The sequence below is a fragment of the Mesorhizobium sp. M5C.F.Cr.IN.023.01.1.1 genome, from assembly GCF_003997585.1.
GTDB classification, from domain to species: Bacteria; Pseudomonadota; Alphaproteobacteria; order Rhizobiales; family Rhizobiaceae; genus Mesorhizobium; species Mesorhizobium wenxiniae.
This window is the reverse complement of the sequence record NZ_RZSU01000136.1, coordinates 1-15193: the sequence shown is the minus strand read 5'-3', so window position 1 is coordinate 15193 and position 15193 is coordinate 1. Positions and strand designations below refer to the sequence as shown.

16 protein-coding genes and 1 pseudogene are annotated in these 15193 nt (G+C 59.4%); 6 read left to right on the top strand and 11 right to left on the bottom strand.

Going from position 1 to position 15193, the window contains the following annotated elements; all coding sequences use genetic code 11:
* Nucleotides 1–1836: pseudogene (locus tag EOA78_RS31565) on the bottom strand (ParB N-terminal domain-containing protein); the annotation flags it as partial.
* Nucleotides 1837–2428: 592 nt separating this feature from the next.
* On the opposite strand from EOA78_RS31565, the gene EOA78_RS31560 reads away from it, so the two are divergent.
* From EOA78_RS31560 to EOA78_RS31550, 3 genes are all read left to right on the top strand, one after another.
* A complete protein-coding gene (locus tag EOA78_RS31560; protein ID WP_127319217.1) occupies nt 2429–3430 on the top strand; it encodes a hypothetical protein in 1002 nt (333 codons plus the stop codon).
* Nucleotides 3431–3448: 18 nt separating this feature from the next.
* On the top strand, nt 3449–4564 hold the full coding sequence (locus EOA78_RS31555; RefSeq protein ID WP_127319215.1) for a hypothetical protein: 1116 nt from the start codon (nt 3449–3451) through the stop codon (nt 4562–4564).
* A gap of 244 nt (nt 4565–4808) precedes the next feature.
* Nucleotides 4809–5876, top strand: coding sequence for a restriction endonuclease (locus tag EOA78_RS31550; protein ID WP_164784017.1), 1068 nt, complete (start codon nt 4809–4811; stop codon nt 5874–5876).
* 170 nt (nt 5877–6046) lie between these two features.
* Here EOA78_RS31550 and EOA78_RS31545 read toward each other — a convergent pair whose 3' ends face one another.
* The 3 genes from EOA78_RS31545 to EOA78_RS31535 all read right to left on the bottom strand — a co-directional run bounded on the left by EOA78_RS31545 (nt 6047) and on the right by EOA78_RS31535 (nt 10296).
* Entirely contained in the window at nt 6047–7489 is a 1443-nt protein-coding gene (locus tag EOA78_RS31545) for a Shedu anti-phage system protein SduA domain-containing protein (protein ID WP_127319211.1), read from the bottom strand.
* A 4-nt stretch (nt 7490–7493) separates the two neighbouring features.
* Nucleotides 7494–8258 carry a hypothetical protein gene (locus tag EOA78_RS31540; protein WP_127319209.1) on the bottom strand — a complete coding sequence of 255 codons (765 nt, stop codon included), beginning with the start codon at nt 8256–8258 and terminating at the stop codon, nt 7494–7496.
* 328 nt (nt 8259–8586) lie between these two features.
* Nucleotides 8587–10296 carry an AAA family ATPase gene (locus EOA78_RS31535; protein WP_164784016.1) on the bottom strand — a complete coding sequence of 570 codons (1710 nt, stop codon included), beginning with the start codon at nt 10294–10296 and terminating at the stop codon, nt 8587–8589.
* Nucleotides 10297–10851: 555 nt separating this feature from the next.
* Between EOA78_RS31535 and EOA78_RS31530 the strand changes: the two genes are divergently transcribed.
* From EOA78_RS31530 to EOA78_RS31520, 3 genes are all read left to right on the top strand, one after another.
* Nucleotides 10852–11112: a hypothetical protein gene (locus tag EOA78_RS31530; RefSeq protein ID WP_127319205.1), complete on the top strand. Its 261-nt coding sequence runs from the start codon at nt 10852–10854 to the stop codon at nt 11110–11112.
* A 68-nt stretch (nt 11113–11180) separates the two neighbouring features.
* On the top strand, nt 11181–12446 hold the full coding sequence (locus EOA78_RS31525) for a type VI secretion protein ImpB (RefSeq protein ID WP_127319203.1): 1266 nt from the start codon (nt 11181–11183) through the stop codon (nt 12444–12446).
* Nucleotides 12443–12697, top strand: a complete 255-nt coding sequence (locus EOA78_RS31520) for a hypothetical protein (RefSeq protein WP_127319201.1) — start codon at nt 12443–12445, stop codon at nt 12695–12697. The genes EOA78_RS31525 and EOA78_RS31520 overlap by 4 nt, the downstream gene beginning before the upstream one ends.
* A 221-nt stretch (nt 12698–12918) precedes the next feature.
* On the opposite strand, the gene EOA78_RS37810 is transcribed toward EOA78_RS31520, so the two are convergent.
* From EOA78_RS37810 to EOA78_RS36625, 7 genes are all read right to left on the bottom strand, one after another.
* Nucleotides 12919–13143 (bottom strand): SOS response-associated peptidase family protein, encoded by a 225-nt coding sequence (locus tag EOA78_RS37810; protein WP_281034085.1) that lies wholly within the window; start codon nt 13141–13143, stop codon nt 12919–12921.
* 52 nt (nt 13144–13195) lie between these two features.
* A complete protein-coding gene (locus EOA78_RS37805) occupies nt 13196–13510 on the bottom strand; it encodes an SOS response-associated peptidase family protein (protein ID WP_281034086.1) in 315 nt (104 codons plus the stop codon).
* A 107-nt stretch (nt 13511–13617) separates the two neighbouring features.
* Nucleotides 13618–13998, bottom strand: a complete 381-nt coding sequence (locus EOA78_RS31505) for a hypothetical protein (RefSeq protein ID WP_127319197.1) — start codon at nt 13996–13998, stop codon at nt 13618–13620.
* Entirely contained in the window at nt 13998–14210 is a 213-nt protein-coding gene (locus tag EOA78_RS31500) for a hypothetical protein (protein WP_127319195.1), read from the bottom strand. Before EOA78_RS31500 ends, EOA78_RS31505 begins: the two co-directional genes overlap by 1 nt.
* 8 nt (nt 14211–14218) lie before the next feature.
* On the bottom strand, nt 14219–14431 hold the full coding sequence (locus EOA78_RS31495) for a hypothetical protein (protein ID WP_095483070.1): 213 nt from the start codon (nt 14429–14431) through the stop codon (nt 14219–14221).
* Between the two features lie 162 nt (nt 14432–14593).
* Nucleotides 14594–14794 carry a hypothetical protein gene (locus EOA78_RS31490; protein ID WP_127319193.1) on the bottom strand — a complete coding sequence of 67 codons (201 nt, stop codon included), beginning with the start codon at nt 14792–14794 and terminating at the stop codon, nt 14594–14596.
* 180 nt (nt 14795–14974) lie between these two features.
* Nucleotides 14975–15193 (bottom strand): hypothetical protein (locus tag EOA78_RS36625; protein WP_206533538.1); only part of this gene is annotated, 219 nt, incomplete at its 5' end.

The window sequence follows — 15193 nt, the reverse complement described above, 5'->3', positions numbered from 1 at the left end:
CTATTCAGCCGCTTCGGGAAACTGCTCGTTATCCTCGATGTCCGTTTCGTGCTCGACGGACCTCGCGTCGTCGTCGGCAGCGATCCGCACAGGGGCGGGTATCCAGCCGCTACCGGCAACGAGTCGCTCGGCGACCATGACAGCTTCGGTCTTTTTGGCCGCTGCCTTGACGGAAAGCCCCGCCTCCCGGCCCTTAGCTTCGGCCACCGCAAGCTCGATGGTGGTCCGGTTGACGTGCTTGAAATAGCTGTCGCCGGTCGTCTCGAACCACTCGGACATGTCGATATTGAGTGCTCGACCTAGCTGGTTGGCCTGCTCAATGCCATTCTTGCGGTGCTTCTTCTCCACCGCGTTAACCGAATGAGCGGCACCAAAGGCCAGCAGGGTAAGCAGCGTGTCCTGCGGCTTCTCTTGCAGCCAATCGAACAGCTCGGCGGGATTGCCCGGCAGGTGATGGCCGTAGTTTTCGGACAGGTCATTGAACGCCGCAAGGCCCTTGCAGCTTTCGGCGTCCTTCATCGAAGGCTTTAACCGCTCATGGGTGATCGACAGTTGAAGGGCGCTTTGCTCCGAATTGTATGGATAAGCCACTTGCAACAGCAGGGCATGCACCACGGCGACAAGGGCAACGTCAGGATTGTTCGCCAGTTCAATGCGCAGCGCTGCGGTTTTGTGGGCCGTCAGGTCCTCTATCAGAGCCGCCGAATGCGTAACGGTCGGAATTGCGGGCTTTGCTTCGCCTGCGATACTCGGCAAGCCCTCGTCGGCCTCGTCCTCGTCCGTTACCTCGGCATCGTCCGGCTTCACAAAACCGCGCTCGATGGAAAGCCTGCCGTAATAGTCGAGCATAACGAAAGCGCCGCCGCTCGCCAGTGCCTCGGGGCTATACGCTTCCGTGCGGGCGGTCAGGGCGACAATCCGCTTTTCGACTTCCTCAAGCTTAGCCTCGGCCTCGCGGTCGGCAGCACCGCTCTCGATCAGTTCGGCAAGCTCGTCATATTCTGCCTGCGCGGCATCGAGCACTGCCTGATCTTCCTCGGAAAGGCTCACGTCCTCCGGATAGTGGCGCTCCATGCTGTGAAGTCCTTCCGGCATGGAAGTGCGGCATTCAACCCATTTCCAGCCTTCGGCACGCACCGTCCCGGCCGCCGCCTCAAGCTTTTCGGCCACCAGCTTTTCCAGCAGCAGCGTATCGGTGACATAACCGGCGTTGCGTTCATCGAACAGGTCGCGCTTGACCGCACCTCCCGCCGCTTCATAGGCGGCCAGCCCGCCTATGAACTGGACACGCTTGTCTGTCGCGGCAACCAATTCCTCAGTGAGCGCGCGCCGGATGGAAAACGCATCACGGTTCCAAGAGAGCAGGGCACTCCATACCTCAACCTGCCGCTGGTGATCGTCGCTGACGGTGAAGGCCGACAACTGCGCAAAACTCATGTCCTCGTCGCGGAACATCTGCAACAGCACCGGCGACACGCGCGCCAAAGCCAGCCGCTTGCGCACGATGGTTTCGGTTGTCCCGAAACGAGCGGCGATATCAGCGATTGCCTTGCCCTCTTGGGCAAGGACGCTGAAGGCCTCGTACTGATCGACCGGGTGCATGTCCTCCCGCATGACATTTTCGGAAAGGCTGATTCCCGTAGCGTCCTCGCCGGAGCGCTCCTTGCATTCAAGGGGAAAATCCTTCGCGATCTCGCCAGCCTCGGCCAGCAGAAGCAGCGCAGCACGGCGGCGACCGCCAGCAGTCACGAAGTAGCGGCCCTTCTTCTCGCCCTTCCGGACAACAAGATTTTGCAACAGACGGTAGCCGTCCGTGCGAATGCTTGCGGCCAATGCCTCGACGCCTTCGGCGCTTTATGTCTTGCGAACGTTCTTCGGGTCCGCGTCCAGCTTGTTCAATGGAATGGTGATGGTCTCGGTCATGATGATTTCTCCTGATTTCCCTTTTCCCGCGAAGCGGTTTCCTGCCCGAAGGGGCAGGAGCCCCGCTCCTGCTCCCGAGCTTGTGCGGAACAGCGGGGGAGAGGGGGCAAGGAGACAAATCGGAGGGGGATCACCCGCCCGAGGCGAAGCCGAAGGGGCGACGCATGATCCGCCTAAGCGGATCCGCGTCGATCCTGCACGAAGCGCGGGCCGGGCCCGCGCGGAGGAAGGACGGGGAGACCGATTTTCTCCTTGCAGGGGAGAGGGGCAGCGCCCCCTTTCTCCATCAGGCGAAAGAACCTCGGCTGCGCCAGCGGGGTTCCTGTTGACCGAAGAAAAATTGAACGAGGAGTGGCAATCCTTCGCGCCCTGAAAGGTCATCTGTGATATTCGACAAATCCGTTCGATATGGTTGGGCTATGGTCGCCTCCGTAGGAAGCGGATCGGACGTCAAGCTCTAGGATCCCGCCACCTTCACGTGCCGCGGCCCAAGGATTGAAGCTGAATGACGGAAAAGGATTTCGGCCCACACAGCGGGTACGTCATGGCAATGGTCGAACGCGCAATAGATGGCGATAGCATTCGCGCAAGACGGTGTTTCACCTGCGGAGGTCAGCCGACAACAGGTATCGGCGAACACGTGTTTCCCAAATGGCTCCAGACTAAGTTTCGACTACATGACGAGCGGCTTACGCTACTCAACGGAACCTTCATTCCCTATCGCAGTCTGACGGTTCCCTGTTGCTCGGACTGCAACACCGGCTTCCTTTCCCGGATCGAGACCGAGGTCCAGTCGATCATCGAAAGAGGCCGCATAGTATCAAACGCAGGCCGGCTCGCCGTCGCTCGTTGGATGGCCAAGATTCTGGTTGGCATTTTGGTCAAGGAAACTGCCCTTCTTCTGGATCGGAAGGATCCATCGCTGGGCAACATCATGACGGCTGATTTCATCGGTGAGTTGGCCCATTGTCAGCTCCTTCTTCAGAGCGCTCGTAAACTCACTCGATTCAGTGCCCTGCACGGCAAGTTCCCTTTTACCATTTATTCGTACCGAATCGACGGCTCTGAGGACGACGGTTTTGATCTCTCAACAGACGTCGTCGGCCAGTCGATCGCCATGCGCGCCGGCAAGCTTGGCCTCGCTTTTGTAAACGATGGTGGACTGCAAATGATCAACGGCGACAAAGGTCCGTTCGGACTAGAAGGCGCGACCGTCATGCCGCATCAGTTCGGAGAACTGGCCGCTCGTGTGCACACTAAGGCTTCGCTGCGCGACGCCACCCATTTCTACCTGCACTCTGAGACGCAAACTCATCTGACCATAGATCAGCTGGAAGTACGGCCTTTCACGAGCACCATGCTTGCTGGTGGGGAGATGCAGGTATTCGAACCTTGGGATTCGAATAGGTTTGCCGTGCGCGCGGCCCTATTCACGCGCCTGGATGAAGGCGTGTTCTTAGACCGTGTTACAGGTAATGAGATGACCACGTTGACGAACCTGCTCTAAGCACGAAATCGGATTTCCATGTCGCTGCGCATGATAAAGGATGTCCTGACACCAAAGGGCATCAAGACGAACTGCGCGACCTGCGGACGGTCGTTTGCGCGCTTCCCTTCTGACGAGGAGCACATCTTTCCAAAGTGGCTGCAGCACCACCACAGCCTATGGACGCGCAAGCTCAACGTGCCCAACTACACCGGTAAGCACTACAAATCGGCGAAGATCCGACTGTGCAAACGGTGCAATGGAACGACCTACCACGCTTTGGAGACAAAGCTGGCGCCGTTGTTGACGTCGGCTGACCCGTTCACAGCAGTAAGCGATGTCAGCGATGACGCCCTCGCAACATGGCTTGGGAAGATCATGTGGCTCCTTATGGGCCTGAGCCGTTCTACTACCGACTATAGGACCCGTGACCTTGCTCAACCTGACAGTATTCTTCCTGCTGACTTGGTGCCAGGCACGCTGTTCCTTGGAATGATGCAGAGGGCCTTCGCGACGGGGAAATCTGTGAGGAGCTGCTTCCTACACGACCCTCCCGACCCGGCACTCTACGGCAATCCGTTCTCCCTTTACAGGTTTCGGATCGACACGAGCGACGATCGTTTCGAGGCTTTCGACTTCTCGGACAATCCGGCCGTACTTGGTGTGGCGTTGCGGTCTGGAAACCTGGGTGTTGTTTGTGTCTTCGATGGCGGCCTGCACCGGGAGTTCATGCATTCCACTTACGAATTCCTCGCCAACGAAATTCTGCACCCGCAGCAGTTCTCGGAGGTAGTTGCAAGGATGTTCTATGATCAGACAGTATTGGACGACCGAGCAGCCAGGGTAACCTATTTCTGGAATGAGCCACTGAGGGCAGTGATAGTGCAGGCACACATCCCCCACTTCTATCACCCATATCTTGAGGCGAACCATGATAACAAACGGCTCGCTCAATTCATCGGGAGGCAGACTTCAACAGATCCGTCTCAGATATTGTTGACCGATGGGATTGTGACCTCATTGTCGGGTCCAGATGGGAAATTTGGGAAATTTCTGGTCACTGACGCTGAACTGAAGGCGGCTGGAAATGACCCCACCAGAATAATGATGGGACCTTTGGATGCCGATTGGCGTATCAAGGAGGACGGCCCCTAACCCATCGGCCAGGCTCGGTTCATTGCGGCTCGGGCCTATCGAAGTGATCTGACCCCGAGTAGACTTGGCAATCTCGAACGAGTAGGTCGCTTGTTTCGGAGACAGACCTTCGAAGTCTGCGGCGTCCTGCAGGCTTTGGTTGATCTTGCGCTGGACCGATGGTGTAACGTCAAACCAAATGACACTCGCTTTGCAGGAACAATGGAAACAGCCTCTGTCGCCCGGGTACGTTCGGAATGCGCCCGTGTTGGAGAATCTTCTCGCCGCTTTACGAGACGACGACTCGATTGTTGAACTTATCGGCCTCCCTGGAACTGGTAAGACCGCGCTTCTGAAGGCGTTCCAGCACGAGCATCCATCGATGTTCGACGGTGCCGTGGAGTTCTTCATAGGCAACCCATCGTTGCTGCTCGTCGACGCAGTCGATACGATCGCCGAACGTTTCGGGGCTTCCAAAGGTCGCAACCTCCTCATCATCGATGAGGCCGAGCATATGGGAAAGCACGACCTACTGGAGGGGATTAACCGTCTCGGATCAGGCCCTTGGCGTTTCTCGACGATCCTCACGACGACCACGCCGCTCGACATCGGGCGATCTATTTATATCACGCCGCTCAACTTCGATGATATGAGCCGGCTATTCGAGGCACGGCTCGGACAGCCCCTGTCGCGCGAAGCGCTCGCAAAGCTCTGGGCCGCCTCACAGGGCCTGCCCCAACTCGCCACCATCCTTGCTGATCAATGGCAGACAGGCCGAGTTCGAAGCCTCGATTCGCTTGCTGACCTACTGAACCCATTGGCGGCGCCGGGGTTGGTAGATTCTCGCGGCTACCCCCTTTCTAAAGGCAGTCACGAAGAGAAGACCATCATCTCCGACGTGCGCTTCGTCAGCGAAGCTCTCTTAAAGGCGGTCGGGAAAGACCCAAATCTCGTCCATGCGCTGACACCGCGCGAGTTTGAGGAGCTCTCGGCCGAGCTCTTCCGGCGCCAGGGCTACAAGGTCACCATCACGCCGCAGACGCGCGACGGCGGCAAGGACCTCTACCTGGCAAAGGCAGACGGGTTTGGATCGTTCCTATACATCGTCGAGTGCAAGCGATACGCTCCTGATAACCCGGTTGATGTCGGTGTTGTCCGCTCACTGTATGGGGTCGCTCAGCATGAGCGGGTCACCGCCGCGATGACGTTGACGACGTCCTACTTCAGCAAGGATGCCTTAGATTTCGCCGCAAAAGTCCAGTATCAGCTAGCACTCAAGGACTTCATTGACTTGAAGCTCCTTCTCTTACCCTATCGCGACACCTCAGGCTGAGGTATCTGCCGAGGCTTAATGCACGCTTCGGGCTTACCTTTTTGCCCGAATTCCAAGTCCTTCGATCCTGTGCCGCGGGTCATACAGTGAAAGTCCCAATTGTAGCTCTCCTTCCGCCACCATTGGCCGAGAGGAAACGATCGACGCGAGCAGACGCGCGATGCGAGCCGCTAGCAAGGCAGGTCCTCGGAAGGAGCTGGACCCGGTTCCGGCTTCGGCGGACTCTTCAGGAATTCATGCAGCGCACGGAGCCGAGAAAGCAGCTCGTCGAACGTGATCACCGTCACGTCCCGCAGGTTGTTCCGGAAAAGTTCGAACGACTTCTGCTGGTCCGGATCAGTGGGCGCTACGCCGGCGATCACGATGCCGGGCACCGCATATGCGTAGATGTCAAACACCCTCGACGCCATCTTCTTGTTGTTGATCTCCTGCTGTAGTCGATAGCGCTGGTCCAGCACCTGACTAATGGCTCCCGAAAGCTCCGCCGTCGGCGCATGCAGGCCTTGGCGATACTGGCGGGTCTCAAGGAGCTTCGTCGCCGGCTTCTTGATCTCCACGATCGCCAGATTGCCCATGCCGCCGACGCGCAGCAGATAGTCCACAACCTTGCCACCGCCGCCGTCGAAACGCGTGCCGCCCACGGCCACCTGCTCGTCGAACATCAACGCGGGCAGATTGAACGCGAGCTGCAGGACGAAGGCGTTCGCTGTCAGGAATTCCTGCCAATGGTTCTCAGTCAGAGTCGCCTGCTCGATCTTCTTGGCGATTCGCTCGATGAGTTCTTCCAGCGTGACCAGCTCGATCTCTCGATGCAGGTCCATCAGGTCGGCGGGTTCGGCCTGGGCCATCGACCTCATCGACTTCCGCACGGTCTTCACCGCGGTCACTGTCTCGGCCTTGGCAGAGCGCTTACGACCGATAAGCTTTTCGACGAGGATTTCGTCGAGTGTGCGCCGCGGTGGACCGACCGGGAGCTCGTAGAACTCGTCGAGCAGCACATTCAAAGTTGCCTGCACGTACTCGACTTTCGCGCGGTTCGCCACGGCAAGCGCCGCGTTGTGCGTTCGATTGATCGCACGCCGCATGAGGTCGAAGGTCTTGTAGGGCAAGAAGAGTACGCCTTGGCTCGAGATCACTTCGTTCGAGATCGTAAGCGCGATCTCACGATAGCCTAGGCGTTCGACAGCATCGACAATGAAACGCATGTCGTGGGTCAGACCGAACCCAGCCAGCGGCGCCTTGATGATGCCTGTCGGGAAATCCTCGAAATAGAGCTCGGTCCCGGGCAGGTAGAGTGGGTCAAGTGGATCGACGCCTTCGATGATGATGGTTCCGAGGTGCCCATACTTCTGCTCGAGGAAGTGGCGCCCGAAGTAGAGCGTCCGCGGATAAGTGAACAGGATACGATTTTCCGCATCGTAGTCCGCGAGCACGATCGGCTCGGTCGGCGGACTGAAGTCGGGATCTTCCTCGCGCGCAAGATCGATCGCCTTCTCCGTCAGCTTGGCCTCCAACCAGTAACCCGATTGGACGGTGTGGATCAGCAGACGAATGCCGCGATCGACATCCATGCCGCCATTGATAGGCTCGAAGGAGACGACGCGGTCGGCCAACTCGTCACCTCTTCAGAAGGGTTGCGATTACGAGCACGATCAGCAGGCCGATGATCCAGCGCGTCGAACCCTTGAGCGACTGCAGCAGCTTGACGGTCTGTGGATCGATGCCGGCCTGAGGCACCACCACTTCCGGCCGGACCAGCGGCGTGGTCTGCGGTTCGTCGCCGTCGTCCTCGTTCGTCGTGGGTTTGGACAGCACCCGCTTGGCGTTGATGTAGAGGTTCGCTTCGCCGATGCGACCTAGGCGCGGTACCTCAAACTCGATCCCTATCGGCAGATCGACCTTCTGATCGTTCCCGGGCACCAGGATCTTGACGTCGCGCGTGTGCACCTCCGGCGACCATTCTGAGTAGAACCCTGATACCATCCCCACGCCAAAGATCACTTCATCGGCGGTGCCTTCGGCGATCCGACGCGCGTACATCTCGAACGTGGACGGCTTCACCATCAGCGTGAAGCTGACGTAATCGGGCTCGATATCGCGCCGGAAATCGGCGTCGGACGTATAGGACACCATGCCCCAAGCCTGGCAGACCTCGGTCTCCTCTTCGGTCTGCAGGGCCTGGATATCGAGATGGAATCGATCGAGCACGCGGTCGGTGCCGAACATCCGATACGTCGTACGCTGGAACCGGTCCGCGTCGGATCGCGTGTCGCCCGGGCGCAGGACGGCGCGTATGGCCCGCGTCTGGCTGATCTCGGCCTTCTGATCGAGCTTGTCTTCCTCGCCCGACCTTGCCTCCTTGACGGTCAGCCGGTCGTTCATGGTGATCTCGGTCGCAGTGAAGTATAGCGTCCAGACCCACGGAATCTGATCGCGCCCCACTACTTGGCCCTGATCGTCGACCTCATTGATTGCCCAGCTATAGAGCCCCTTGTGCTCGGGCTCTGTCAGCAAGCTCAGCCGACGATCGAGATGATATTTCATCACGCCCCCAGTATTCCCCGGCGGCACATTGCCAGCGCCATGAGTTGCGGGCAACCCTCCGCAACTCGCCGGAGAGTTGCCATTACGAACGCGTCCAAAAAGTTATCAACTTCTAGAGCTTGTAGCCGGCGCCACTGGAGTTTCGGCTCCCTTCGCCGTCGGGCGCCTATATCTTCAGCGCCGGGTCGATCCAAGCCGCGATGGCCGCGGCCGTCGAATGGTAGTCGGGGTGATTGGTCCGCCAGTCCGCATGCGCGATCAGCGGCTCCGTTGTTTCCGGCACCGCCTTGTCCGGTGCGGCGATGCCCAGACATGCCTCTAGCTTGCCCGGCCACTGCACCTGGATATCGTTGTTGGTCCTCAAGGCCTCGATCTTCTTCCGCTCGCTCTCCGTCTTGGGGTTTATCCCACCAGCAGGCAGTTTGTCCTCGTCTGTCAGGGCGCACCAACGGATGCCGAGGTCCTTGGCGATGGCGGCGAACGCGGGAATGACGCTCACGGCATTGCACTGGGTGATGCTGATCGACCGACCATCCAAATCGACGCCGGTTCCGTCGAAGGTGTAGCGACAGGCGAAACCGTCGTCGCGGCCCTCGACGAAGACCGTGCCGGCGCTGAACAGGAAGTCGTGAGCGCCGCGCTCGTCGAGCTTCGATTGCAGCTTGGCCGGCGCAGCGATCTTGTCGGTATGGACGGTGTTGACCGTCAGCTTGCCCCCCGAACGCACTAGCCTGGTGATGATTTGGTCGGAATTGAACGAGATCATCTCCGGGGAATGGGTCGAATACATCACGATCCAGCCGGCCTTCGCCAACTCTGCCAGAACCTTTCGAAGCTTGCGGCGCAGGTGCGGATGCAGATGGGTCTCCGGCTCCTCGAGCAGGACGATCACGCGCTCCTTCATCTCGGACTTGTACTGGGACAAGGCCTCCAGCGCCGCCAGGCGCACGATGCTCTGCCAGCCTTCACCCATGCTGCTCAGCGGCGTCACGACGCCTGCCGGATCGGTGGCTAGCGAGATGGCCAATTGCTGCGCTATCCACTCCTCGAATAACTGAACGTCCGGACGTAGGTCTACCTTTGCCTGCGACCCGACATAACGTGCGATGGCATCCTCCAGCTTGGGCTTCATGTCCTCGCGCCAGAAAGGGAACATCTCGACGGCCTTCTGGAAGAACTCATGGGCGCGGTACAGCGTGTCCGGCATCGGGGACTTCTTGCCGTCCTCGCGGTCGATGCTCCAATTCTCCGTCAGGAACCGCTGGGCGAGCAGCCGGCTCAAGCGCGCGATCGGCCCGCGCTTCCAGACGTACAGCGAAGCCTCGATTTCTTGGGGCCGGAACAGCCACACTTCGGGGGCGTGCTCCGAGATCTCGTCGAGCCTGGCGTAGTACTGCATCCAGTTTACGCCATGATCCTTCCACTTGGCCTTGTCGTCTGCGCCCAGGGCGGTCCGAGGGGCGATGAGAATGGACTGCAGCTTCTCGTCGAGCAGTGTGCGCTGGTGCTTCGTCTTGCCGTCCTTCAGCGTCCCTTTGACCTGGACTCCCCGCACGGATATCGGCGTTCCGACGCCTCTAACGGCGGGGTAGCCGGTCTCGGCGGTCGCATCGAAGAGTACCTGCAACAGGAATTCGCCGCTGCGGTTGCCCTTCTGGTCGCAGTAGAAGTCCGAGACGTCCGGCGACCATTGCCCTCCGAACGCCGGCAAGTTCAGCACCAGCGCGATAGCGTCCAACACCGCCGTCTTTCCGGCATTGTTGGCGCCTATCAGCACATTCGGAAACCCCGGCCGCAGGTCCAGCTCCAGGGCGTCGATCCCGCGCCAGCACTTGATGATGATCTTGGTGATCTTATAGTCGATCGGCACCGCCACCCCCTCGGCACTCAGGCGTTTATTGCATGATAGTGCGTCGAAGCCGGCGATGCTTGTGGAATCTGCAGATGGACTCAATTACTCCAGAGCAATGATCGAAACGCATGTCGCTCGTACGCGGCCGCGACGGCATCGACTGGCGAAGGTCGCGCCGCGTCCTCGAGGCCGAGCGGAGTGACTACTGACCTTTGGCGTCGGCGCGTTGCACGAAAGCAAACAAGTGGGCGGGCTGCGTGATATCCCCCGTGGTGAGGGTGCGGGGGCTGAGCTGGTCGACGAGCCTACCGCCAATCCTGCAAATCCTTAAAGGCAGCTTTTGGATGACGTTCACGACGACCTGAACGGCCGAAATCGGGCGCAAAGCTGTCATTTCCCGCGCGTATGGCCAGGTCTCCGGGTCATGACTATCCTTTGACCGCCCTTCAGGGGGTCGACGAGGGGTCGAGAGGCATTTCGTTTCGGGCACCAAGCGTCGGATTTTCGCCCCACTATTGCTGTCCGGCGCGGAATATCTCAGGTAGGAAATCGGCTGAAAAATCAGGTCTGGAGAACTAAATGAGCTCGATAGACTGGCATGCAGCGCCGCCTATGATGACGGATGATCAACGGCGCAATGCCCTGGCTGACATGGAGTTAATCGCGTGCGGCGAAGAACTCGATTTGCCGTGGCGCCGTGTCCGGATTTTGCTCGATCATAAGCTTGCGGTGGTCCAGCATCCCGTTTTGACGGCGGGGAGCCGCACGTCTCTCGGCCTGACTGATCGCGGGCTGCGATTCATGGATGCTGCAGGAGCGCGCCAGACAAATTGCGCATAAGAAAAAATTCCTCTTGACGGGGAACCGGCAGCGGGTGTTCTGCTTTTGTTCATGCAACAGGAGCAGCCATGCGCAAGCCGGAAACCATCGAACGGCTCTATTTGGATTTCGATGGCTTTTTCGCGTCGGTCGAACAGCAGTGCGACCGATGTCTGCGCGGTCGGCCGGTCGGTGTCGTTCCCTTCGAGGGAACGGACAGAACGGCTGTGATCGCATGCAGCCGCGAAGCGAAAGCGTATGGCGTTAAGAATGTCATGCCGATCAACGAGGCGAAGCGGCTTTGCCCGGATCTCGTTCTAGTTCCGCAGAAGCCGGATTTGTATCGCCGGGCACATAATGCGCTCTTATCGGAAATTGAAACGGTCATTCCGATCGACACGGCGAAGTCGATCGATGAGTTGACGTGCCGCCTCGACGAGGCGGGCCGATCTGACCCTCTCGCCCTGGCGGCGAAGATCAAAGCGACGATTGCCGAAAATGTCGGACCATGGATCACTTGCACGATCGGGTTTGCGGCCAACCGGCAGCTCGCGAAAATTGCCTGCAAGGCTGGCAAGCGCGGTGGCGGCCGATATGGTGACGGGCTAACGATCTGGCGGCCGGAAGACCTTCCGGCTGCGCTGCTCGCCGTCACTATGGAGGACATTCCAGGTGTCGGCGGCAACATGGCAAAGCGGCTCTATCGCGCCGGCATCTTCACGACGGAACAGCTTTACAATATCCAGGCAAAGCATATGCGCAAGCTTTGGGGCAATGTTACCGGAGAGCGCCTTTGGTACGCGCTGCACGGTTATGACATCCAAGCACCCGCCTCGAACCGTGGCATGTTCGGACATGGCCGCGTGCTGCCGCCGGAGTCGCGGACGATCCGCGGCGCGCGCGAAATCTCGCGCCTGCTGCTGATCAAGGCGGCGCGTCGGCTGAGGCGAGAAAACTTCTATGCGGGGGGCTTGTGGCTCTGGCTGTCGATCCGAGACGGGTCTTGGATGGGAAAGCGCCATTTGCCGGTCGTCAACGACGATCAGGCCATGCTGTCGGCGCTTTCGGAACTGTGGGACCAGGTACGGAAGGACCACCCGCGCGGCCTGACGATTTTTCGGATTGGCGTCACGCTCTACGACTTGTCGCCATCACATGAACGCCAGCTCGATTTGCTGCTCAATGACGATTGCCAGCGACGGCGTTGGGAAAACGCCAGCAAGGCGATCGACAATCTGAATACGCGCTATGCCGGCACGGTCGTCAGTCTCGGCCAGTGGCGGCCGCCCGCCGGCGGCCACGTAGGCGGCAAGATCAGCTATACCCGCATTCCTTCAGCGGAGGATTTCTGGTGAAAAGCTGGAAGCGAAACATTCGCATCGGCGACCTCGCCGACAATCAAAAGCTGGAAGCGCGCTGCAAAAAATGCGGCCACGTCCACTATCTCACGCGGGCGATCGTCTGCACGTCGCCGGAGCGTGAATTTCTCTACATCGACGAGCTGGAGCGCGAAACCGTCTGCAGGGCGCGCGGCTGTCACGGCGGAGTGCGGCTCTCGATGGTGCGGCTCGACGAGCTGAGCGGCTTTATCGGCGGCCTTGCCTAGCGGTGAAAACCACCCCTACGCTTCCGTTGATCCTATCGTTCATATTGAGCCGGCCTCAGCTTTCCCCGTCTTCGTTCCCGGCAAAACCAAATCGTCTGTTTCCCGCGCGCAAAGCCCCAGCCGCCCCACTTCGTGCATCCCGGATGCTCGCAATAGTGTTCGTAGATCCCTGTCGCGCGCGACGCCGGCACCGGTTGTGATGAAGGATCGTCGCTCATCTGTCAGATCCCATACGCGGTTCGCATGTCGATTGGCGTGATCATCTCGTCGCCGCCTTTGTTCTTGCTCGAATTCACCTGGCGGTCGACGCGATAGAATTGAAGTTGGTCGTCAAGATCGTGCGAAAGCAGAGCTTTGGCCTCGCCGCCCGGCGTCCTTGGATCAAGCCATGCATCATAGACCTCGGGAGCGAGGATCACCGGCTGCCGGTCGTGCAAACTGACCATCGGATCTTGGGCTGGGGCGGTCAGAATCGTGCAGCTGGTGATGCCGAGTTTATCATTTGTGGGCCCACAGTCCGGCGAACGAGAATGGCCGGTGATCTGGCAGAAAGATGTACCAGGGGTCACGCCCTTTGTCGGCAGGGCTCTGCGTCCATTCGTAGAAGCCATCCGCCGGGATCAAACAGCGTTTCGATTTGAATGCATCCTTGAAGGCGCCGGATGTGTCGGCCGTCTCCGAACGTGCGTTGAACATTGAGCCCTTCGGCATCTCCTTCGCCCACCAGGGCACGAGCCACCATCGGCCCTCGCGCAGTTTGTGGTTGCCGTCCTCACTGGCGGTAACGAAAACAACTTCCTCTGTGGGCGCGATGTTGTAGGCCGGCGCGTCGTTGCGCTGCCGCTCCCAGTCCGTGGTGAGCCGGTAAGCCGGCTAATTTCGGACCAGGACAGATATCGAGTGTAACGACCGCACATGATCTATTCCCGTAAGATTTCCGGCACTCTTAATGGGCCGCTTTCCAGAATCCTCTTGTATTCATCCTTCCGGTGCCATGCACCTCGTGCCCGACCATTCTCGCGATCGCGCTTCGGATCGAACATCACCCCGCCGAAATGATCCTTGAAGGGCTCCGCGGATGCAAGATCGGCAAAGCAGTGGAGGCGATAGTGCTCCTGCTTGCCGTTCGGCCAGACTGCCGTGTCGAGTCGCGTCAGATGGTTGAGACCGCGTGTCTTGCAAAATTCCATGATCAAGGTCAGGTTGTGCATGCAGCAAATGTCGTCTGGCAGTGCCACCTGATATGGGTAGGCGCGGTCGATCGCTGAGTAAGAGAGCTCACCCATCCTCCGACCCGGCATCAGTTTCGATCTCCCATCTCTTGTGATGCCACTGCCGGCTGAAGCCTGAGGAGACCGCGACCCCGAAAATATTGAATCTCGCGCTCCAGGTAGGCGACCTGCACGATCAGTGCGCGAACCGCGGCTCTCGCGTCGCCGTCACAGGAGACGATGACGGCGTCGACGTCGCGCTCCAGATCGTCATCCTGGTCGGATAATTTCTCGGCATGCATCAGGCTGCCTAGTTCGAAGCCATGGGGCCGTCGTAGTGGATATTGATGAGCCCCGGAACTGCTTCGGCGATCTGTTCGATCTGGCCTTCGAGATAGCCGTTGTGGAGCATCGCGGCCTTGAGAGCTTTCAGCATGTCGCCGCCGTGGAGTGCAATCAGCTTTTCGGCCGCATGCTGCAGTGCGACTTCCTCAGCCACTGTCAGGGGAGTTTCCTTGTACATTGGGCACCTCTCTTTCGTGCGCATGCCACAGTGAACAAAATAAGAACAAAAGAGTCAAGCCGAACCCTTCATGTCATCGTCAATCGCCGTCCTGCTCGTCTTCGCTGCGCACTTCAGCCGGCAGGAAGCCGCGCCCTGCTTGGCAGGGCGCGGCGCCGTCGGTCACTTCGGCTTGTTGTCGTTGTCGGCCATTTCGTCGAACTGCACCTGATAGCTGACCTCGACCTTGGCGAGGAACGGAAGCAAGAAGGCGACGGAGATTTTAAGCTGGCCGCCCTTATGGGACAGCTTGGCGATTTGCCGGTTGATGTACCGACGAAGACGGCGGCCGGTCTTCTGGCAGAAGGTTACGAGCGTTTTCATGAGGTAGATCCTCCAAAGTGGTTGTGTGCAGTCGCGAAGCTCGAATTCGGCTGGAACTGCCAAGTGCACCGCGTCAGCGGTCGCAACGGAGCGAAGCGCAGAGGAGAACCCTTTGGGGTTGCGCGCTGGGGCAGGGCCTGCCGTAGCGTGCGCAGCATAAAGATTGTGCGAACCGCCACTTTAGAGTTGCCGGATAACGCGGCCTTCGTAGCCCCGGCCGCCTATCAGCATCATCAATCGGCAAATCGCCAACCCGCCGCAGGCCGGTTCTCCGTCGCCTTCTCGCTGGATGGTCCAGGACCTGGCTACGGCGTTCGACTTGCCGACAATGACGACAGGCTGAAGTGACCCCGTATCGTGAAACGGAGCGGCGGCCGTGGTCGGGGAGGGGAGTGCGAG

Coding starts and splice junctions, on each gene's coding strand:
- EOA78_RS31560 (WP_127319217.1), top strand. CDS start 2,429: ATGACGGAAAAGGATTTCGGCCCACACAGCGGGTACGTCATGGCAATG.
- EOA78_RS31555 (WP_127319215.1), top strand. CDS start 3,449: ATGTCGCTGCGCATGATAAAGGATGTCCTGACACCAAAGGGCATCAAG.
- EOA78_RS31540 (WP_127319209.1), bottom strand. CDS start 8,258: ATGAACGACCGGCTGACCGTCAAGGAGGCAAGGTCGGGCGAGGAAGAC.
- EOA78_RS31530 (WP_127319205.1), top strand. CDS start 10,852: ATGAGCTCGATAGACTGGCATGCAGCGCCGCCTATGATGACGGATGAT.
- EOA78_RS31525 (WP_127319203.1), top strand. CDS start 11,181: ATGCGCAAGCCGGAAACCATCGAACGGCTCTATTTGGATTTCGATGGC.
- EOA78_RS37810 (WP_281034085.1), bottom strand. CDS start 13,143: ATGGTCAGTTTGCACGACCGGCAGCCGGTGATCCTCGCTCCCGAGGTC.
- EOA78_RS31505 (WP_127319197.1), bottom strand. CDS start 13,998: ATGCCGGGTCGGAGGATGGGTGAGCTCTCTTACTCAGCGATCGACCGC.
- EOA78_RS31500 (WP_127319195.1), bottom strand. CDS start 14,210: ATGCATGCCGAGAAATTATCCGACCAGGATGACGATCTGGAGCGCGAC.
- EOA78_RS31495 (WP_095483070.1), bottom strand. CDS start 14,431: ATGTACAAGGAAACTCCCCTGACAGTGGCTGAGGAAGTCGCACTGCAG.
- EOA78_RS31490 (WP_127319193.1), bottom strand. CDS start 14,794: ATGAAAACGCTCGTAACCTTCTGCCAGAAGACCGGCCGCCGTCTTCGT.